Source organism: Ralstonia sp. VS2407, from assembly GCF_052950655.1.
Genome location: NZ_JBRFVG010000002.1, coordinates 126,118 through 146,047, shown reverse-complemented (window position 1 = coordinate 146,047; position 19,930 = coordinate 126,118). Strand labels below are relative to the sequence as shown.

The following is a 19,930-nucleotide window of genomic DNA, read 5'->3' as shown; positions in this document are numbered from 1 at the left end:
AGCCGCTATCCGGACGACTACCGGGGGCCAGAATGCGCGACCCTAAGCCCGACCCCATGCGTGAACCGATGGACATCGTGACCCGACTCTCCCAGCGTGCCGCTGAACTGCGCCCCGCCGAGCAGAAGGTCGCGCAGACCGTCCTGAGCGACATTGCAGAAGCCGCCGCCGGCAGCATCCAGACGCTCGCCGAGCGCGCCGGCGTGAGTGAGGCCAGCGTCACCCGTTTTGCCAAGGCGATGGGTTGCCGCGACGTGCGTGAACTCAAGCTCAAGCTAGCGCAGGCGGCCGCAGTCGGCCAGCGCTTTCTGGATGGCGGCGCGGACCGCCCACCTTCGAGCGCCGACGGCATCCTGGCCGACATCAGCAATGTGCTGGAGGCCAACCGCGCGCTGGTGCAGCCCGAGGCGTTTCGCGCCGCGGCAGTGGCGTTGGTGGCGGCGCGCATGATTGCCGTATTCGGCATGGGTGGCGGCTCGACCACCATGGCCGACGAAATGCGCTACCGCCTCGCCCGCTTGGGACGGCCGGTCACCACCTATCATGATTCGATGCTGCAGCGGATGGTTGCGGCCACGCTCAGTCCGGACGATGTGGTGGTCGTGTTCTCCGTGACCGGCCACGTGCCGGAGGTGATCGACAGCGTGACCATCGCGCGCGAGTACGGCGCCCGGATCGTCGCCATCACGGCCATCGGCTCACCGCTGGCTGCGCTGGCCGATGTCTTGCTGCCGATCCAAGCCATGGAAACCGATTTCATCTTCAAGCCGTCGTCATCGCGCTACGCCATGATGATGATGATTGACCTGCTGGCCACCGAGGTCGCATTGCAGCAGGCCGATCGCAGCAAGGAGCTCTTACGGCGCATCAAGTACGTGCTCGATGCGCATCGCGGCGGCGGCAATCGCCAGCCGCTCGGAGATTGAGCAGGAGCAGCACATGCAGCAGTACGACACCGTCATCCGTCAGGTCCGCATTGTGGACGGCAGCGGCCACGAACCCGAGGCCACGCTGTTCGACGTGGCCATCACCGACGGTCGCATCGCCGCCATCGCCACATCGGACTCCACCGCCTGGCTGGGGGACGAGGAAATCGCCGGCGAGGGCCGCGTCCTTGCCCCCGGCTTCATCGACGTGCACACGCACGACGACACCAACGTGATCCGCACGCCCGACATGCTGTGCAAGGTGTCGCAGGGCATTACGACCGTCATCGTGGGCAACTGCGGCATCAGCGCGTCGCCGGCCACGCTCAAGGGTGAACCGCCCGACCCGATGAACCTGCTGGGGCCCGCCAGCGCATTTGCGTACCCGACCTTCTCGGCGTACGTGGAAGCCGTGGAGCGCGCACACCCGGCCGTGAACGTGGCCGCGCTGATCGGCCACACTGCGCTGCGCAACAATCACCTGGACCGCCTCGACCGCCCTGCCACTGCCGATGAAGTCGAAGGCATGCGCGCACAGTTGCGCGAGGCACTCGATCACGGCGCACTGGGCCTGTCGACCGGCCTGGCCTACGCCAACGCCTTTGCTTCCACTACCGAAGAAGTGATGGGCCTGGCCGAGCCGCTGGCCGAGGCCGGCGCCATCTACACAACGCATCTGCGTACCGAATTTGCCGCGATTCTCGATGCAATGGACGAGGCGTACCGTGTCGGCAAACATGCGCGCGTGCCGATCGTGATCTCGCACCTGAAGTGCGCGGGCGCGGCCAACTGGGGACGCGCGGGCGAGGTGCTGGAATCCATCGAAGGGGCGCAGCGCTATCAGCCCGTAGGGTGCGACTGCTATCCGTACACCGCAAGCTCGTCCACGCTGGACTTGAAGCAGGTGACGGATGAGTTCGACATCTTCATCACGTGGTCGGAGCCGGAGCCGGGCATGGCCGGACAGACGCTCAAGGAGATTGCCGCCGCGTGGGGCACCGACCTGATGGACGCCGCGCGCCGCCTGCAGCCGGCCGGCGCCGTGTACCACAACATGTCGGCGCAGGATCTAGACCGCATCATCACGCACCCCGCCACGGTGATTGGCTCAGACGGCCTGCCGAACGATCCGAAGCCACATCCGCGTCTGTGGGGCGCCTTCCCGCGCGTGCTCGGCTACTACAGCCGCGAGCGCAAGCTGCTCTCGCTTTCGGCCGCCATCCGCAAGATGACAGGCCAGTCCGCCGAGCGCTTCGGCCTGACCGAACGCGGCCTGGTACGCGAGGGCTACTGGGCTGATCTCGTTTTGTTCGACCCCGAAACGGTACGCGATGTCGCCACATTTACGGATCCGCAGCAACCCGCGGCGGGTATTGCGGCAGTGTGGGTCAACGGCCATCTGTCGTATCAGGATGGCGCCGTGCAGCCGCATCGTGCCGGGCGCTTCCTTAGGCGCGGGCCGCGTGCGCAGGCAGTTGCAGCCCCGGAAGTCCACTGAAATCCGAGTTTGTTTGAGAGTTTTGAAAGAAGGAACGTAGCGATGACGATTACCCGAATTGGCGTTGAAGGCGGCACCGGCACCGGTGGCCAGCACCTGCCCTTTGCCCGCGCGGCCGGCGCAGACGGCTGGCTGTTCGTTTCGGGCCAGACGCCCATGGTGAACGGCGAGGTTGTCGGCAACGGCATCGTCGAGCAATCGCACCAGACCATCAAGAACGTGCTGGCCATCCTGGCTGAAGCGGGCTACGGCCCCGAGCACGTCGTGCGCTGCGGCGTGTGGCTGGATGATCCGCGTGATTTCCAGTCGTTCAACAAGGTATTCAAGGAGTACTTCGGCGCCAACCCGCCCGCGCGGGCGTGCGTGGTGTCGAGCATGGTCATCGACTGCAAGGTCGAAGTCGATTGCGTGGCGTACAAGAAGCCGTAATCCGTAGTCCAGAAAGGGGCGCCCTGCACGACGGGGCACCCATCAAAACAAGAGCCGTGAATATTCCCGAGGAGGAAACCCGATGGTCCCGATGCAAGGCAACTCGCTATTGCTGACCGCCGCGCTGGCGGTGGTGGCGCTGATCTACCTGATTGCTGTCCAGAAACTGAACCCGTTCGTCACGCTGATCGTCGTCTCGCTCGCGCTGGGCGTGGTGGTCGGCATGCCGATGGGCAATATCGTCAAGGCGTTCGAAACCGGCGTGGGCGGCACGCTCGGCCACATTGCGCTGGTGGTGGGCCTCGGAACGATGCTCGGCAAGATGATGGCGGAATCCGGTGGCGCCGAGCGCATCGCCAAAACGCTCATCAGTGCCTTTGGCGAGAAGAACGCGCACTGGGCCATGATGGTCGTCGCGTTCATCATCGGCCTGCCGGTGTTCTTTGAAGTCGGTTTCGTGCTGCTGATCCCGATTGCCTTCAACGTGGCCAAGCGCACGGGCACGCCGATCCTGATGGTCGGCCTGCCGATGGTGGCCGGCCTGTCGGTGGTGCACGGTCTGATCCCCCCGCACCCGGCCGCGCTGCTGGCGGTGACGGCTTATCAGGCGGACATCGGCAAGACCATCATGTATGCGCTGATCGTCGGTCTGCCGACCGCCATCCTGGCCGGTCCGCTTTGGGCGATGCTGGTCTCGCGCTACGTCAAGCCGGACGAGAACAACCCGCTGGCCGCACAATTTGTTGAATCCGACCAGAAGCGCGAACTGCCGGGCTTTGGCGTGACGCTGTTCACGATCCTGCTGCCGGTGGTGCTGATGCTGATCGGCAGTTGGGCCGACCTGATCGCCGCGCCCAAGACGCTGGCGAACGACATCCTCAAGCTGGCCGGCAACTCCGTGATGGCCCTGCTGATTGCCGCTATCGTCAGCTTCTACACGTTCGGCAAGGCACGGGGCTTCAACCGCGAGACCATCCTCAAGTTCACCAACGAGTGTCTGGCACCGATCGCCACGATCACGCTGGTGGTGGGCGCAGGCGGCGGCTTCGGTCAGATCCTGCGTGACTCGGGCGTGTCGAAGGCCATCGTGGCTGTCGCCACCGATGCCCATCTGTCGCCGTTGCTGCTCGGTTGGGTGGTGGCTGTGCTGATCCGTATTGCCACGGGTTCGGCCACCGTTGCCATGACGACCGCCTGTGGCATCGTCGCCCCGATCGCCGCAGCCTCGGGCGCCGCCGTCAAGCCGGAGCTGATGGTGCTGGCCACCGGCGCCGGGTCGCTGATCCTGTCGCACGTGAACGACGGCGGCTTCTGGCTGGTGAAGGAGTATTTCAACCTGACCGTGCCGCAGACTTTCAAGACGTGGACGGTACTGGAAACCATCATCTCGATCGTCGCGCTGCTGCTCACGCTTGCGCTGGCGACCGTCGTTTAAGCTTGTTCCGTTGAAGTTGATCTAGGAGAACGTTGTGGGTATCGATTCCGTCGTCAAGGCCGGCCCGGTCATCCCGGTGCTGCAGTTCCAATCTGTCGATGAAGGCGTCAAGGTGTGCCGCGCGCTGTACGAGGGCGGTATCCGCACGTTCGAGATCACGATGCGCACGCCGGTAGCGCTGGATGTGATCCGTGCGGTGGTGAAGGACCTGGGCAGCGATGCCATCGTCGGCGCCGGCACGCTCACGCGGCCGGAGCACTTTGTGCAGGCGCGCGATGCCGGAGCCGTGTTTGCCGTGTCGCCCGGCATCACGACGGCACTCGCGCTGGCGCAGGCAGAGTCGGGACTGGACTGGCTACCGGGCATCATCACGCCCTCAGAACTGATCACTGCGCTGGAGTTCGGCCTGACCACGCTGAAGTTCTTCCCGGCCGAAGCGGCTGGCGGCATCCCGATGCTCAAGTCGATTTACGGGCCGTTTGGCGATGTGCGTTTCTGCCCGACCGGCGGCATCACACCGCAAAGCGCGCCCGAGTACCTCGCCCTGCCCAACGTGGTGTGTGTCGGCGGCTCGTGGATGGTGCCCAAGGACAAGGTCGCGGCCGGCGACTGGGCAGGCATCACGGCACTCGCCAAGGAAGCGGCCGCGCTCAAGCGGTAATCAACGTCACCTCTCGCGCGGCCGGCTTTGGCTTTAGACGAAGCTGACCGCGCGGTCCATCTGCTCCCGATATTGAACGATGTCTTCAATGGTCAGCACCGGCAGGTTGTGCTGATCGGCGAAGCGCACCGCGTCGTCACGGCGCGCCATGGTGCCGTCGGGCAGCATCAATTCGCACAGCACGGCGGCCGGCGGCAAGCCTGCCAAGCGTGCCAGGTCGACCGAGCCTTCGGTATGGCCACGCCGCGCCAGCACCCCGCCCTCCCTTGCCACCAGCGGAAACACGTGCCCCGGGCTGACGACCGATTGCGTATCGGCATCTGCCGCGATGGCCGCGCGGATGGTCGTGATGCGATCCGCCGCCGATACGCCGGTGCTCACGCCTGTGCGTGCCTCGATCGACACCGTGAACGCCGTGCCGTATTGGCTGCGGTTGTCTTCCACCATCGGGCGCAAGCCGAGCGATGCGCTCTTCTCTGCCGTCAGGCACAGGCAGACGATGCCGCTGCACTCGCGAATCAGCATGGCCATGCTGGCCTGCGTGAGCTTGTCGGCAGCGACGATGAGGTCGGCCTCGTTCTCGCGATCGGCATCGTCGAGCACGACAACGGGCACGCCGAGGCGCACGGCATCGAGGGCGGCGGCCATGCGCGCAGGCATGTCGGCCGGGTCGAAGCGGGCGTCGAAGGCATCAAGAATCACATTGCTGACAGGCAATGCGGGCGGGTGAACCGCAGGGGATTGCTGAGTGGACAACATGGAAACGCTCCTCGCAAGATTGGCGACAAGACGTTCCAGGGCAAGCAGACAAACACGCGCGAGCCATACAGCGGCGCAGCCCGGCACAAGGCCAGGCGCGCGCCTGTAGCACGGGCGTGTTGTTCCGCACATCTTCTTCCATCCGGACTCTGACCGTCGGCCCCGGCATCTCACCGGATCTGCTGACCCTCCCATGCAGGCGCATGGAAGGCGCTCGCGGGCTCACGGACACATGTGTCCGCATACCGCCGGTGGGGAATTCCACCCCGCCCTGAAGACGTACTGAACCGGCAGGATCGCCGGCAAGCGCAATGCTACCGCAACAGGTTGCAACGATTCGACCCTACTGACGGGTCGGGCAAAGCGCTATCTCGCTAGCTCGCTCTCTGTGCCCGAGCCAACATGGCGTGCAGCAGCACATCGGCGCCGCGCGTCACATCTTCGGGCAACGCATCTTCGGCTTCGTTGTGGCTCAGACCGTTGACGCACGGGATGAAGATCATCGCCGTCGGGCAATGCTTGGCGATGTGGATGGCGTCGTGCCCCGCGCCGCTCACGATGCGCTGATGCCGGTAGTCGAGGGCTTCCACCGCATCGGCCACCGCCTTCACGCAAACGGGGTCGAACGGCGTGGCCGGGCTGCCCCAATGCTGGTCGATCTGCACGGTTAGGCCACGGCGCTCGGCAATGTCGGCAAAGCGCTCCCGCAGCGTCGACTCCATCTCGGCGATGCGCGCGTCTTCGTGGTGGCGCAAGTCCACCGTGAAAGTCAGATCGGCGGCGATGGTGTTGCGCGAAGCATTGCGGATGCCGAGTTCGCCAATGGTCACCAAACCGTGCGGGGCAAACATCTCGACCAGCGTTTCCAGCGACGCGGCCATCTCCGCTGCCGCGAACATCGCATCGCGCCGGAAGCGCATTGGCGTGGTGCCCGCATGCGCCGCCTGGCCCTGCACGCGCACATCAAGCCAACGGATCGCCTGCCCACCCGTGACGACGCCAATCGGCACGCCGTTCTCTTCCAGGATCGGCCCTTGCTCGATATGCGCCTCGAAATACGCATCGAACGGCGTACCGGGGATGGCGCGTTCGCCTGCGTAGCCGCTCGCCACCAGCGCATCGGCCACAGAAACGCCTTGCCCATCGCGCGAGGCCAGTGCCTGTTCCAGCGGCATCACGCCCGCAAATGCAGCAGAACCCAACATGGCGGGCGTGAAGCGTGCCCCCTCTTCGTTGGTCCACACAACAATCTCGATGGGCTTATCGGTTTCGATGCCCGCGTCGTTGAGCGTGCGCACGACTTCCAGCGCGGCCAGCACACCGTAGACACCATCGAAGCGCCCGCCTTCGGGCTGCGTGTCGAGATGGCTGCCGCTCGCCACGGGGCGGGCTTGCGCCGATTTGCCCGCGCGGCGCGCAAACAGATTGCCGACGCGGTCGGTGCTGAGCGTCATGCCCGCGTCTTCGCACCAGCGCGCGAACAACGCGCGGCCGGCCACGTCTTCTTCCGTGAGCGCCAAGCGCCGCACACCGCCTTTTGGCGTGGCACCGACCGCCGCCATTTCCATCAGGCTCGACCACAGCCGCGCCCCGTTGACCTTCAACATGTCTCCATTCCTTTGCACGCACGCCGACCGGCTCGGCGCATTCAGCCGTCTTTATCTGGCAATCGCAAAATGCGCGTCAAATTGCGAATGTTTATTCGGCCTATAAGTCAGGCAAATACTGCTGGCGTAAAGCGTGCATTCCGTCGCTACGGAGACAGGCGCTGAAGGCCAACGGCGAAAAGTGTGCGTCGCGGATTCCGGCCGAGGCACTCGTGGAGGTAGGCGTCGACCGGGGCTTTATCCATGCATGCGAGAGGCCAGGGCAAGACATTTAGCCAGGCTGACGATCCGCTAACCCTGCATCGACTAGAATCCAAGCCTTTCCGACCGTGCTTGCTATCGCCCCCCGCATGGAATCCCGCCCAGTCTCCTCCCGCCGCTCGCCATGGATGGCGTTGCTTGTCGTCGCGCTCGTCGCCGTATTCCTCGCGCTGTGGACGGACGACCTGTTCCAGCGATCCACCCTCTTCCGGCCAGATGAAGGGCGCTATGCGGAGATCCCGCGCGAGATGGTGGCTTCCGGTGACTGGGTGACGCCCCGCCTGAACGATCTCAAATATTTCGAGAAGCCGCCCCTGCAGTACTGGACGACGGCCGCCACGTTCCAGGCGTTCGGCGTCAATGCCTGGGGCGCGCGCCTGTGGCCAGTGCTGTTCGGCCTGGGTGGGATCCTGATGACGGCCTGGACGCTGGCGGCCTATCGCGGCGGGCGCACGGCGGCAACGGGCGCGGCGATTCTCGCCTCGTCTCTGTTGTATCTGCTGTTCGGACAGGTCATCACCCTCGACATGGGCGTGGGTTTTTTCCTGACGGTCGGTGCGTGCGGCTTTGCGCTGGCGCAGCGGCCCGGTGCATCGCGTCGCGGGCAGCTCGCGTGGATGCTGGTGGTCTGGCTGGCGCTGGCAGGCGCGACACTCACCAAGGGCCTGATCGGGCTGGTCGTCCCGGGCTTGATCGGCGTGGCCTACCTGCTGATGACGCGCGACTGGGCACTGATCCGCCGAATGCATTGGCTACCCGGCCTTGCGCTGTACCTGATCGCCACGGTGCCGTGGTTCGTCGTCGTGCAGGAGCGCAACCCGGAGTTCTTCCACTTCTTCTTCATCCACGAGCATTTCGAGCGCTTCCTGACCAACGAGCACCATCGCAGCGGCAAGTGGTGGTACTTCATAGCGGTGGGCCTGGCTGGGCTGCTGCCGTGGACGCCGCTGCTGTTTGCGGCCATCGGCCGGCGCATGGGGCGCGCGGCGGATCTGTTCGTCGGCACGCGACAATTTGACCTGATGCGCTGGTCGATTGCGTGGGCGGGAATGATTTTCCTGTTCTTCTCGATATCCAACTCGAAGCTGCCGGGCTACATCGTGCCGGCCTTCCCCGCACTGGCGATTGTGCTGGCCCTGGCGCTGGAGAAGATGCCCACGCGCGCTGTTGCGTGGTCGCTGGGCGTCAATCTGCTGATCGCCGTCGGCCTGTGGTTTGCGGTGCCAATGATCGGCGCCAAGGCCGGCGCGAAAATGCCCGCCCAGCAGGTTGCGGTGGCCATGCCTGCGTTGCGCGAGGTGATGGTCATGCTGGCCGTCGGTACGCTGGCCGCTCTCATGGCGCTGCGCTGGCAGAAGCGCACCGTGGCCGTGATCGTGCTGTCGATCTCGGCCCTGCTCTGCTGGGACCGCGTGCTCAACGCCAGCGAGATCTTCCGCGATGCACTGTCCGCCCGCGACGTCATTGAAAAAACCTTGAACGCAACGGGCCCGATTCCCGACGAAACCCCTTTCTACTCGGTCGAGTGGCTAGATCAGACGGCCATCTACTACCTAGGTCGACCGATGACGCTGGTCTCGGGCTTTGACGAATTGGAGATGGGCGCCGGCTTGGAGCCGAGCAAGGTCATTGCCACCACGGACGAATGGATCAAGCGTTGGACCGATGGCCCTCCTGCCTACGCATTCATGCGTCGCACGACATGGCAGAAATTGCATGACGCCGGCGTGCCGATGCGCCTGGTGGCCGAATCTGCCGACAAGGTTGTGGTGGCGCGGCGGTAGACGCATCTCCAAACAATCGCACCCTCCAAACGAAAGGGCCGCAACATCAGCGGCCCTTTTTATTGCCTGCGGCAACTGCCGCCACTTACCACGTGCAACTGCCGCGCAGGAACGCCCATTCCTCGCATTCATCTCCGCCTGGGCTGACGCAGGTTCCCACGTCAGCCCCGTTGGCACGCGTGGAAAACTCAAGTTGACCGCCGCGCTGCAGACAATACGTGGATGCTGGATTCGCCATGCCCGGCGTTGCGCGCGGGGGTTCGGTGTCCGCGGCGGGCGGTGACGCGTCAGCCGGCGGTTGCGCCGGTACCGGCTGCACGGCCGGTGAAGGCGGCAGCGTCGTAACGGGTGCGGGTGCGGGTGCGGGCGGTGGCGCAGGCTGGATGGTCATGCGCGGCGGCTGCCACGGAGGCATCGGCGACGAGCAGGCCGCCAGGCCCATCGCCAGCACACACGCGGCAACGGCGGCGGTTATGCGGGCTTGGCCGGCATCCTTGACGAGACAGACAGCGCGATTCATGCGTTTTCCTCCCGGAGTTCTGGTGAACGCACGCAACAAGCGTGCTTGCCTCGCCTAGGATAGCTCACGCAATCGCTTGCCCGTGTGTCAGTCGGGCAATCAGTCGGGCGATCGGGCGATCAAGCCGCCGCTGTTGAGGCCGGAAACCGCATGGTGACGCGAAACCCCGGCGACGGCGCGTCCGCGGCCGACGGGCCGACCGCGAGATCCCCGCCCAGGTGGCGCACCAGCCGATCGACGATTGCCAGCCCCAGCCCGCAATGCGCATTGCCGCCGCGCGCCGGATCCAGGCGCACAAAAGGCCGCATGACGCGGTCAAAGTCGGCAGCGGGGATGCCAGCACCGTGGTCTTCCACCGTCAGCGTATAGCCGGTTTCGTCCGCCGCGGTGCGCACGTTGACCGGCTCGGCGCCATACGCAAACGCGTTGTCGAGCAGATTGACGACGATGCGCTCAAGATGCGTCGGCTTGAGGCGGAAGCGATCCCCAGCATGCAGATCGAGCGCGACATGTTTGCCCTGCTCGGCAAAGGGCTGCACCAGGCCGCGCAGATGGCGGTCGACCGACACCTCGCGCGCCTCGCTGTCGCCGCTCTGCGCATAGGCGAGGAACTGCTCGACGATGGCCGACATGGATTCGACATCGCGTTCGATACCGGCGCCGGCTTTCTGGTCAGCCAGCATTTCGGCACGCAGGCGCAGGCGCGACAGCGGCGTCTTCAGGTCGTGCGCAATGCCGGCCAGCATGGTGTTGCGCTCTTCGTCGGCAGCCGACAGGTCAGCAGCCATATGGTTGAACTGGTCGGTCAACTGGCGGAGTTCGTACGGGCCGCGCTCCTTGAGCGGTGCCACGTAGCGGCGCCGGGCCAGCGCACCCGCAGCATCGGCCAGCTCGCGCACGGGGCGCTGGATCTGCCACGCCGCAAACAGCGAGAACGCGATGGCAATCGCCAGCACCACCATCACGCCCGGCACCACAGCCGAGATAGTGGGCGGCGCATGCACCCACACCAGGGGCATGGCAATCCACTTGTTGCGCTGCGAAAAACGCACGAACACGCGTGGCGTGGGGCCTGCTTCGAGCCGCAACTGTGTGTCGGATGGCAAACGGCGCGCCAGTTGTCGCACCAACTCCGCAGACTTGTCCGATGCCGCAGACGCGTCGCCCGAGGGCGGCTCATCGGTTTCGGTCACGAGATCGGGCAGCTTCACATGCAGATGGCCGTCCATCGCTGCCTGGAAGGCCTGCAACTGGAACGCCATCTGATCTACCGAAGCCTGGAACTGTCGCTCGCGGCGCTCGGCGCGCAGCACGCCCAGCCACGAGAAGTGGCTCAGCACAAGCACCACCACGATCAGCACCGCCAGCCGGCCGAACAGCGTGTCGAATCTAGCCTTGAACTTCATTGGCCTCTTCCCGCTCGTCCGGCACAAAGGTGTAGCCGCGGCCGCGCACGGTCTGGATGTATCGCGGGCGCTGGGCGTCTTCTTCCAGCACGCGACGCAGGCGCCAGATCTGTACGTCGATGCCCCGATCGGACACACCGCTGCCCGGTCCGTACATCAGCTCGACGATGTGCTCGCGCGTGAGCACCTGCATCGCATGCCCGATCAGCAGCTTGAGCAGCGCGAATTCGGTATCGCTGATCGACAGTGCGGTGTCGCCGCGAAACAGCGTGCGCATGCGGAAGTTGAGCTTGAACGGGCCGAAGCTGAAGCTGTCGCGGTCTTCCGGTGCGGAGGCCGGCACGGAAAGGCGCCGGCGCAGCACCGCGTTGATACGGGCGAGCAGCTCGCGCGGCGAGAACGGCTTGCCGAGATAGTCGTCGGCGCCGATTTCCAGGCCGATGATGCGATCGATCTCATCGCTGCGGGCGGTGAGCAGGATGACAGGCACGTCGTCATTGCGAGCGCGCAGGTCGCGCAGGGCGGACAGGCCATCCACCTTGGGCATCATCAGGTCGAGCACGACAAGGGCCGGGCGCTCCCGTTCGAGCCGGGCGCCCAGCCCATCGCCGTCGTGCAGCACGGAAACGGCAAAACCCTGCTGGGTCAGGTATTCGCGCAGAAGGTCGCGCAGTTCGACGTCGTCATCGACGACCAGGATCTTGGTGCCGCTCATCTGTCTGGTGGAGTGTCTGGTAGACGCAGGAAGGTGTGCTCATGATAGCGATTGTGGCCACCACGAATCGCGCGCACTTTCACCATATTGTTTCGCCCGGTAACACCGCGATGGGTTTGTAATCTGCCGTAATAGAACCCGCTGCGCGACTCATTCTTCGCAAAGACGTTGCCTTTAAGCTGCGGTTTGACTGGCACGGGCGCCAGCTATCATGTGCGCTCGTCCCCATATTGCTAAGAACAGGAACGCCAACATGTCCGATCCCAAGGACCAGAAGCCCGGCCAGTTTGACGACGCCGGCCGCCGTACGCACGAGGGGACAGAGACGCCCAACGAGGTGTCTTCGACGCTGCTGCCGCCCCCGCGCGAAGGTGGCAAGCGCCGCCGCTGGGGCATCTGGGTGGTGATCATCATCCTGGTGTTGATCGGCTATGCGGTCTATCACGCGAAGTACCGCAACGCGGGCGGCCCCGGTGGGCGAGGTGGCCCCGGTGGACGCGGCGCGGCCATGGCCGGCAAGCCGATGCCCGTGATGGTCGGCACGGCCGTCAAGGGCGACATCAACGTGGTCCTGTCGGCGCTGGGCAATGTCACGCCGGTCAACAACGTGACGGTCAAGACGCGCGTGGACGGCCAGCTCGTGCGCCTGGCGTTTACGGAAGGACAGACCGTCAAGGCTGGAGACCTGCTGGCCGAGGTCGACCCGCGCACCTATCAGGCGCAGCTCGCCCAGGCGGAAGGTCAGCTTGCGCGCGATCAGGCGTTGCTGCAAAACGCGAAACTCGACCTGCAGCGCTACCAGACGCTGCTCTCGCAGGATTCGATCTCCAAGCAGCAGGTGGATACGCAGGCAGCGCTGGTGCGTCAGTACGACGGCACGGTCAAGCTGGATCAGGGCAACGTCGACAACGCCCGCGTGCAGCTTTCCTACACGCGCATCACCGCGCCGGTGTCTGGCCGGGTTGGCCTGCGCCAAGTCGATCCAGGCAACATCATTCATGCGTCGGACACCAACGGCATCGTGGTCATCACGCAGATCGACCCGATCACCGTCATCTATTCCATTCCTGAAGACAACCTGCCCAAGGTCATGCCGCGCCTGCAGTCCGGCGACAAGCTGCAGGTGGAAGCCTGGGACCGCGGCCAGACCACGCAGCTCGCGCGCGGCGTGCTCATGACGGTAGATAACACCATCGACAACACCACCGGTACGGTGAAGCTGCGTGCGCAGTTTCCGAACCAGAACGCCATGCTGTTCCCGAACCAGTTCGTGAACGTGCGCATGCGGGTGGATACGCTGCGCGACGTGGTGATCGTGCCGGGCGCCGCTATCCAGCGCGGCACGCAGGGCACCTTCGTCTACGTGGTGGGCGACGACAACAAGGTGGCGCTGCGCGTGGTCAAGCTGGGCGTGACCGAAGGGGAACGCGTGTCGGTAGCGCAAGGCCTGCAGCCGGGCGAGCGCGTGGTGATCGACGGCGCCGACAAGCTGCGCGACGGTTCGCCGGTCGAGGTGATCCAGCCGGGCGCAGCCGCAAGCGCTCCTGCCGCCGGCCAACCCCATCAGGGCGGGCGTCATCGCCGTGGCCAGGGTGGCGCTTCGGCACCCGCCGCAAGTGCGCCGGCTGCCAAGCCGTAAGCCCTGAGTCGTGCATTGCGTGCACGCGCCTGACGAAGTCTTCTGTTCCGAGCTGGCATGAATCCCTCCCGAATCTTCATCCTCCGGCCCGTGGCGACCACGCTGTTGATGGTCGCCATCCTGCTCTCGGGCCTGGTGGCGTACCGGATGCTGCCGCTCTCTGCGCTGCCCGAGGTCGACTACCCGACCATCCAGGTCACGACGCTGTACCCGGGTGCCAGCCCCGACGTGATGACATCGTCCATCACCGCGCCGCTGGAGCGGCAGTTTGGGCAGATGCCGGGCCTGAAGCAGATGACGTCGTCCAGCTCGGGCGGCGCGTCGGTCATCACGCTGCAGTTTGACCTGTCGCTTTCGCTCGACATTGCGGAGCAGGAGGTACAGGCGGCCATCAACGCGGCCGGCAACCTGCTGCCGAACGACCTGCCGATGCCACCGATCTACAGCAAGGTGAACCCGGCCGACGCGCCGATCCTCACGCTGGCGATCACCTCCAACACGATGCCGTTGCCCAAGCTGGAAGACCTGGTCGACACGCGCATCGCGCAAAAGCTGTCGCAGTTGCCGGGCATTGGCCTGGTCAGCATCAGCGGCGGGCAGCGGCCGGCCGTACGCATCCAGGCGAACACGTCGGCGCTGGCGGCGCTCGGGCTGTCGATCGACGACATCCGCACTGCCATCGGCACCGCCAACGTGAACGGCGCCAAGGGCAGCTTCGACGGCCCGATGCGCGCCTCCACCATCGATGCCAACGACCAGCTCAAGTCGGCCGCCGAGTACGGCAAGATGATCGTCGCCTACAAGAACGGCGCGCCCATTCGCCTGACCGATGTGGCGCAGATCGTTGACGGCGCTGAAAACCGCAAGCTGGCCGCGTGGTCCAACACCACCCCCGCCATCATCCTGAACGTGCAGCGCCAGCCTGGCGCCAATGTGATCGAGGTGGTGAATCGCGCCAAGGCGTTGTTGCCGCAACTCAAGGACACGCTGCCCGGCAACGTTGAGGTGTCGCTGCTGACCGACCGCACCACCACGATTCGCGCCTCGGTATCGGATGTGCAGTTCGAGCTGATGCTGGCCGTTGCGCTGGTCGTGATGGTGATCTTCCTGTTCCTGCGCAATGTGCCGGCCACGGTCATTCCGGCGGTGGCGGTGCCACTGTCACTGGTGGGTACGTTCGGCGTCATGTACCTGGCGGGTTTTTCAATCAACAACCTCACGCTGATGGCGCTGACCATCGCCACCGGTTTCGTGGTCGACGATGCCATCGTCATGATCGAAAACATCGCCCGCTACATCGAAGAGGGCGACCCGCCAATGGAGGCCGCGCTCAAGGGTTCCAAGCAGATCGGTTTCACGATCATCTCGCTCACGTTCTCGCTCATCGCCGTGCTGATTCCGCTGCTGTTCATGGGCGATGTGGTGGGCCGGCTGTTCCGCGAGTTCGCCATCACGCTGGCGGTATCGATCCTGATCTCGGCCGTGGTGTCGCTCACGCTCACGCCGATGATGTGCGCACGCTTGCTCAAGCACATTCCCGAAGCCGAGCAATCGCGCTTCTATCACGCTGCGGGCGCGTTCTTCGACAACGTCATCGCGCGGTACGGCCGCATGCTGCAATGGGTGCTTGATCGGCAGAAGACCACGCTGCTGGTGGCCATCGGCACGCTGGTCCTGACGGCCCTGCTCTATGTGGTGGTGCCCAAGGGTTTCTTCCCGGTGCAGGACACCGGCGTGATCCAGGGCATTTCGGATGCGTCGCAGTCGATCTCGTTCTCGGCCATGGCCGAGCGGCAGCAGAAGCTAGCCGAAGTCGTGCTGAAAGACCCGGCGGTGGAGAGCCTGTCGTCGTTCATCGGCGTGGATGGTGTGAACACCACGCTCAACAGCGGCCGCATGCTGATCAACCTCAAGCCGAAGGACAAGCGCGACGCCGACGCCACCGAGATCATTCAGCGCCTGCAGCCCGAATTGGCCAAGGTGGCGGGTATCTCGCTGTACATGCAGCCGGTGCAGGACCTGACGATTGAAGACCGCGTGAGCCGCACGCAGTACCAATTCACGGTGGAAGATCCGGACCCGAACAACCTTTCGAAGTGGGTGCCGAAACTCGTTGAACGCCTGCAGCAGACCAACGAACTGCGCGACGTGGCGAGTGACCTGCAGGACAACGGCTTGCGTGCCTACGTACAGGTCGACCGCGACAAGGCGGCGGTGTACGGCATCACGATGGCTGCGGTGGACAGCGTGCTGTACAGCGCCTACGGCCAGCGCCTGGTGTCGACCATCTTCACGCAATCGAACCAATACCGCGTGGTGCTCGAAACGGACCCGAAGATGCAGCTTGGGCCGCAATCGTTGTATGACCTGCACGTGGCATCGAGCAGTGGCCAACAGATTCCGTTGGGCGCGTTTGCCACGGTGGTGGAACAACCGGGCTCGCTGGTAGTGAATCACCAGGGGCAATTCCCGGCGGCCACCATTTCGTTCAACCTGGCGCCGCATGCATCGCTGGGTGCAGCGGTCGACACGATCAATGCCGTCGAACAGGAAATCGGCCTGCCGGCCAGCATGCAGACCAGTTTCCAGGGCGCGGCGCTGGCGTTCCGTGCGTCGCTGTCGAATCAGTTGTGGCTGATCCTGGCCGCTGTCATCACGATGTACATCGTCCTGGGCGTGTTGTACGAAAGCACGATCCACCCGGTGACGATTCTGTCGACGCTGCCGTCGGCCGGCGTAGGTGCCCTGCTGTCGCTGCTGGTGTCGGGCAAGGACATGGGCATCATCGCCATCATCGGGATCATCCTGCTGATCGGTATCGTCAAGAAGAACGCGATCATGATGATCGACTTCGCGCTGGAGGCCGAGCGCGAACAGGGCATGGCCCCGCGCGACGCCATCTACCAGGCATGTCTGCTGCGCTTCCGCCCGATTCTGATGACGACGATGGCCGCCCTGCTGGGTGCCCTGCCGCTGATGCTGGGCACCGGCGTGGGCTCCGAGCTGCGTCAGCCGCTGGGGATCACGATGGTGGGCGGCCTGCTGGTCAGTCAGGTGCTGACGCTGTTCACCACGCCGGTCATCTATCTGGCCTTCGACAACCTGGGTGAACGCCTGCGTGACTGGCGCGCTCGCCGCGCTGCCCGACGCCACGGCGCTGCGGGCCCCAACCAGTCTGGCGGACCGCGATGAATCTGTCCGCGACCTTCATCGCCCGGCCTGTTGCCACGGCGCTGCTGACCATCGGCGTGGCGTTGGCCGGTATCGCAGCGTTCCGCTTGCTGCCGGTATCGCCGCTGCCGCAGGTGGACTTTCCAACCATCTCCGTCAACGCATCGCTGCCGGGCGCCAGTCCCGAAACCATGGCGGCTACCGTGGCAACGCCGCTGGAACGCTCGCTCGGCCGCATCGCGGGCATTACCGAGATGACCTCGTCCAGCTCGCTCGGTTCGTCACGAATCACGCTGCAGTTTGATCTGTCGCGCGACATCGACGGCGCCGCACGCGACGTGCAGGCCGCCATCAATGCGTCGCGCAGCCTGCTGCCCTCCGGCTTGCCGAGCAACCCGACGTATCGCAAGGTCAATCCGGCCGATGCTCCGATCATGATTGTGGGGCTGACGTCCGACACCAAGTCGCGCGGCGAGCTGTACGACGCGGCCTCGACCATCCTCGCGCAGAAGCTGTCGCAAGTGAACGGCGTGGGTCAGGTCACCATCGGCGGTGCGTCGCTGCCGGCGGTGCGGGTAGAGCTGAACCCGATGGCGCTGAACAAGTACGGCATCTCGATGGAGACCGTGCGCACCGTCATCGCCAGCACCAACGCAAACAAGCCCAAAGGCATGATGGAATCCGGCGAACGCGTCTGGACCATCTACGCCAACGACCAGGCCAAGAAGGCTGCTGAATACCAGTCGCTCATCGTCGCCTGGCGCAACGGCTCGCCGGTGCGGCTGGCCGACGTGGCAGACGTCAGCGACAGCGTTCAGGACATCCGCAACTACGGCTCGGCCAACGGCAAGCCGTCGGTGTTGCTCATCATCAGCCGGCAGCCTGGCGCCAACATCATCGACACGGTCGACCGCATCAACGACATCCTGCCGTACCTGCGCAATACCATTCCCGCGCAGATCAACCTCGATGTGATGATGGACCGCACGCCCACCATCCGCGCCTCGCTCAGAGATGTGGAGCGCACGCTGGTGCTGTCGATCGCGCTGGTGATCATGGTGGTGTTTTTGTTCCTGCGCAACGTGCGGGCAACGCTCATTCCGAGCGTGGCCGTGCCGGTCTCGCTCATCGGCACATTCGGGGTGATGTACCTGTGCGGGTATAGCCTCGACAACCTCTCGCTGATGGCGTTGACCGTGGCGACAGGCTTTGTGGTGGACGATGCCATCGTCGTGCTGGAAAACGTCTCGCGCCACATCGAAAACGGCATGCGGCCCATGCAGGCCGCGCTCAAGGGCGCGCGCGAGGTCGGCTTCACCGTGGTGTCGATGAGCCTGTCGCTGATTGCCGTATTCATCCCGCTGCTGATGATGGGCGGCATCGTCGGGCGGCTGTTCCGTGAGTTTGCAGTGACGCTGTCGGTAGCCATCCTGGTGTCGCTGGTGGTGTCGCTCACCACCACGCCGATGATGTGCGCGCGCATGCTCAAGCCCGCCGCCGAGGAAGAGCATGGCTGGTTCCACCGCAAGACCGAAGGCTTCTTCACCTTCCTGCTCGACATCTACCGCAACTCGCTGGCGTGGGCGCTGCGGCACAGCTGGCTCACGCTGCTGATCCTGCTGGCCACGGTTTGCCTGAACGTCTACCTGTACATCATCGTGCCCAAGGGGTTCTTCCCACAACAGGACACAGGCCGCGTGATCGGCAACATCCAGGCGGACCAGGCCATCTCGTTCCAGGCCATGCGCACGAAGGTGACCGATTTCATCCACATCATCCAGCAGGACCCTGCGGTTGAAAACGTGGTCGGCTTCACGGGCGGCAGCCAGCGCAACAGCGGCTTCATGTTCATCCAGCTCAAGCCATTGGCCGAGCGAAAGCTCTCCGCCGACCAGGTGATCAATCGGCTGCGGGGCAAGCTGGCACGCGAGCCAGGCGCGAGCCTGTTCCTGCAATCGGTACAGGACATCCGCGTGGGCGGCCGGGCCAGCAATGCGCAGTACCAATACACGTTGCAGGCCGATGACCTGAACGAGCTGCGCGCGTGGGACCCGAAGATCAAGCAGGCCCTCACGCAGGTGAAGTCGCTGACAGACGTCAACACCGATACGCAGGACAAGGGCTTGCAGACGTCCCTCGTCATTGACCGCGACAAGGCAAAGTCGCTCGGCATCAACCCGAGCGATGTCGACAACGCGCTGAACAACGCGTTCGGACAGCGCCAGGTGTCGACCATCTACAACCCGCTCAACCAGTACCGCGTGGTGATGGAGGCAGCGCCGCAATACTGGCAGAACCCTGACGGCCTGCGGGACATCTACCTCATCACATCGACGGGCGCGCAGGTGCCGCTGTCGACCTTCTCGCACTACGAACCGACGAACACGGCGCTGGCAGTCAACCACCAGGGCCAGTTCGCGGCGAGCACGATCTCGTTCAACCTGGCGCCAGGGGCATCGCTGTCGGGTGCCACGCAGGATATCCAGGACGCGATGAACCGCATCGGCGTGCCATCCTCCGTGCATGGCAGCTTCCAGGGCACCGCCAAGGCGTTCCAGGATTCGCTCTCCAGCCAGCCCGTGCTGATCCTGTTTGCGCTCATCACCATCTACATCGTGCTGGGCGTGCTGTACGAGAGCTACGTGCACCCGATCACGATTCTGTCGACGCTGCCCTCGGCCGGTGTGGGCGCGCTGCTGGCGCTGATCATCACGGACACGGATTTTTCGATCATCGCGTTGATCGGCGTGATTCTGCTCATCGGCATCGTCAAGAAGAACGCGATCATGATGATCGACTTCGCGCTGGAGGCGGAGCGCAGCCAGGGCATGAGCCCGGCGGATGCAATCTTCCACGCCTGCGTGTTGCGCTTCCGGCCGATCTTGATGACGACGATGGCCGCGCTGCTGGGCGCCCTGCCCCTGGCACTTGGCCGTGGCGACGGTGCGGAACTGCGCACGCCGCTGGGCATCTCCATCGTCGGCGGGCTGCTGGTCAGCCAGATCCTCACGCTCTACACCACGCCGGTGGTCTACCTGGCGCTCGACCGGCTGCGCCTGCGTCGCGCCGGCCGCAGCAAGGACACTCCGCTGCCCGCATTGGATTCGCAAGGAAGCTGA

Annotated in this window: 14 protein-coding genes and 1 riboswitch; of the genes, 9 read left to right on the top strand and 5 right to left on the bottom strand. The window is 64.8% G+C overall.

Annotated elements, in window-relative coordinates:
* Positions 1-56: 56 nt before the first annotated feature.
* The 5 genes from ACU8YE_RS03880 (at position 57) to ACU8YE_RS03860 (ending at position 4,949) form a co-directional block, all read left to right on the top strand.
* Positions 57-926, top strand: a complete 870-nt coding sequence (locus tag ACU8YE_RS03880) for a MurR/RpiR family transcriptional regulator (RefSeq protein WP_024542574.1) — start codon at positions 57-59, stop codon at positions 924-926.
* A gap of 13 nt (positions 927-939) precedes the next feature.
* The gene (locus tag ACU8YE_RS03875; protein WP_446928135.1) at positions 940-2,424 is read left to right on the top strand and encodes a D-aminoacylase; all 1,485 of its coding nucleotides are present in this window, start codon (positions 940-942) and stop codon (positions 2,422-2,424) included.
* Between the two features lie 42 nt (positions 2,425-2,466).
* The gene (locus tag ACU8YE_RS03870) at positions 2,467-2,853 is read left to right on the top strand and encodes a RidA family protein (RefSeq protein WP_009240594.1); all 387 of its coding nucleotides are present in this window, start codon (positions 2,467-2,469) and stop codon (positions 2,851-2,853) included.
* An 82-nt stretch (positions 2,854-2,935) separates the two neighbouring features.
* Entirely contained in the window at positions 2,936-4,288 is a 1,353-nt protein-coding gene (locus ACU8YE_RS03865; RefSeq protein ID WP_232039782.1) for a GntT/GntP/DsdX family permease, read from the top strand.
* A 34-nt stretch (positions 4,289-4,322) separates the two neighbouring features.
* A complete protein-coding gene (locus ACU8YE_RS03860) occupies positions 4,323-4,949 on the top strand; it encodes a bifunctional 4-hydroxy-2-oxoglutarate aldolase/2-dehydro-3-deoxy-phosphogluconate aldolase (protein WP_232039783.1) in 627 nt (208 codons plus the stop codon).
* A gap of 33 nt (positions 4,950-4,982) precedes the next feature.
* On the opposite strand, the gene ribB is transcribed toward ACU8YE_RS03860, so the two are convergent.
* Together ribB and ACU8YE_RS03850 are read right to left on the bottom strand one after the other, a co-directional pair.
* Positions 4,983-5,708 (bottom strand): 3,4-dihydroxy-2-butanone-4-phosphate synthase, encoded by a 726-nt coding sequence (gene ribB, locus ACU8YE_RS03855; protein WP_446928134.1) that lies wholly within the window; start codon positions 5,706-5,708, stop codon positions 4,983-4,985.
* 126 nt (positions 5,709-5,834) lie between these two features.
* Positions 5,835-5,991, bottom strand: a riboswitch (FMN riboswitch).
* A gap of 91 nt (positions 5,992-6,082) precedes the next feature.
* Entirely contained in the window at positions 6,083-7,315 is a 1,233-nt protein-coding gene (locus tag ACU8YE_RS03850; protein ID WP_446928133.1) for a Zn-dependent hydrolase, read from the bottom strand.
* Positions 7,316-7,665: 350 nt separating this feature from the next.
* Between ACU8YE_RS03850 and ACU8YE_RS03845 the strand changes: the two genes are divergently transcribed.
* Complete coding sequence (locus ACU8YE_RS03845; RefSeq protein WP_446928132.1) at positions 7,666-9,360, top strand: phospholipid carrier-dependent glycosyltransferase; 1,695 nt, start codon at positions 7,666-7,668, stop codon at positions 9,358-9,360.
* 85 nt (positions 9,361-9,445) lie between these two features.
* On the opposite strand, the gene ACU8YE_RS03840 is transcribed toward ACU8YE_RS03845, so the two are convergent.
* The 3 genes from ACU8YE_RS03840 to ACU8YE_RS03830 form a co-directional block, all read right to left on the bottom strand.
* Positions 9,446-9,880 (bottom strand): putative hemolysin, encoded by a 435-nt coding sequence (locus tag ACU8YE_RS03840; RefSeq protein ID WP_446928131.1) that lies wholly within the window; start codon positions 9,878-9,880, stop codon positions 9,446-9,448.
* A 119-nt stretch (positions 9,881-9,999) separates the two neighbouring features.
* Positions 10,000-11,286 carry an ATP-binding protein gene (locus ACU8YE_RS03835; protein ID WP_446928130.1) on the bottom strand — a complete coding sequence of 429 codons (1,287 nt, stop codon included), beginning with the start codon at positions 11,284-11,286 and terminating at the stop codon, positions 10,000-10,002.
* A complete protein-coding gene (locus tag ACU8YE_RS03830) occupies positions 11,270-12,001 on the bottom strand; it encodes a response regulator (RefSeq protein ID WP_232039789.1) in 732 nt (243 codons plus the stop codon). The genes ACU8YE_RS03835 and ACU8YE_RS03830 overlap by 17 nt, the downstream gene beginning before the upstream one ends.
* 253 nt (positions 12,002-12,254) lie before the next feature.
* Here ACU8YE_RS03830 and ACU8YE_RS03825 point away from each other — a divergent pair, with 253 nt between their 5' ends.
* Genes ACU8YE_RS03825 through ACU8YE_RS03815 form a run of 3 tightly spaced genes read left to right on the top strand, consistent with a single transcriptional unit; the run spans position 12,255 to position 19,930 of the window.
* Positions 12,255-13,640, top strand: coding sequence for an MdtA/MuxA family multidrug efflux RND transporter periplasmic adaptor subunit (locus ACU8YE_RS03825; protein ID WP_316879412.1), 1,386 nt, complete (start codon positions 12,255-12,257; stop codon positions 13,638-13,640).
* A 57-nt stretch (positions 13,641-13,697) separates the two neighbouring features.
* Positions 13,698-16,832, top strand: a complete 3,135-nt coding sequence (locus tag ACU8YE_RS03820) for an MdtB/MuxB family multidrug efflux RND transporter permease subunit (protein WP_260801536.1) — start codon at positions 13,698-13,700, stop codon at positions 16,830-16,832.
* Positions 16,829-19,930, top strand: a complete 3,102-nt coding sequence (locus ACU8YE_RS03815; protein ID WP_446928129.1) for a multidrug efflux RND transporter permease subunit — start codon at positions 16,829-16,831, stop codon at positions 19,928-19,930. Before ACU8YE_RS03820 ends, ACU8YE_RS03815 begins: the two co-directional genes overlap by 4 nt.

What these genes read in the sequence shown, in the direction of transcription:
- ACU8YE_RS03865 (WP_232039782.1), top strand. Translation starts at nt 2,936, where the DNA reads ATGGTCCCGATGCAAGGCAACTCGCTATTGCTGACCGCCGCGCTGGCG.
- ACU8YE_RS03835 (WP_446928130.1), bottom strand. Translation starts at nt 11,286, where the DNA reads ATGAAGTTCAAGGCTAGATTCGACACGCTGTTCGGCCGGCTGGCGGTG.
- ACU8YE_RS03840 (WP_446928131.1), bottom strand. Translation starts at nt 9,880, where the DNA reads ATGAATCGCGCTGTCTGTCTCGTCAAGGATGCCGGCCAAGCCCGCATA.
- ACU8YE_RS03815 (WP_446928129.1), top strand. Translation starts at nt 16,829, where the DNA reads ATGAATCTGTCCGCGACCTTCATCGCCCGGCCTGTTGCCACGGCGCTG.
- ACU8YE_RS03850 (WP_446928133.1), bottom strand. Translation starts at nt 7,315, where the DNA reads ATGTTGAAGGTCAACGGGGCGCGGCTGTGGTCGAGCCTGATGGAAATG.
- ACU8YE_RS03880 (WP_024542574.1), top strand. Translation starts at nt 57, where the DNA reads ATGCGTGAACCGATGGACATCGTGACCCGACTCTCCCAGCGTGCCGCT.
- ACU8YE_RS03845 (WP_446928132.1), top strand. Translation starts at nt 7,666, where the DNA reads ATGGAATCCCGCCCAGTCTCCTCCCGCCGCTCGCCATGGATGGCGTTG.
- ACU8YE_RS03820 (WP_260801536.1), top strand. Translation starts at nt 13,698, where the DNA reads ATGAATCCCTCCCGAATCTTCATCCTCCGGCCCGTGGCGACCACGCTG.
- ACU8YE_RS03830 (WP_232039789.1), bottom strand. Translation starts at nt 12,001, where the DNA reads ATGAGCGGCACCAAGATCCTGGTCGTCGATGACGACGTCGAACTGCGC.
- ACU8YE_RS03875 (WP_446928135.1), top strand. Translation starts at nt 940, where the DNA reads ATGCAGCAGTACGACACCGTCATCCGTCAGGTCCGCATTGTGGACGGC.
- ACU8YE_RS03825 (WP_316879412.1), top strand. Translation starts at nt 12,255, where the DNA reads ATGTCCGATCCCAAGGACCAGAAGCCCGGCCAGTTTGACGACGCCGGC.
- ACU8YE_RS03870 (WP_009240594.1), top strand. Translation starts at nt 2,467, where the DNA reads ATGACGATTACCCGAATTGGCGTTGAAGGCGGCACCGGCACCGGTGGC.
- ribB (WP_446928134.1), bottom strand. Translation starts at nt 5,708, where the DNA reads ATGTTGTCCACTCAGCAATCCCCTGCGGTTCACCCGCCCGCATTGCCT.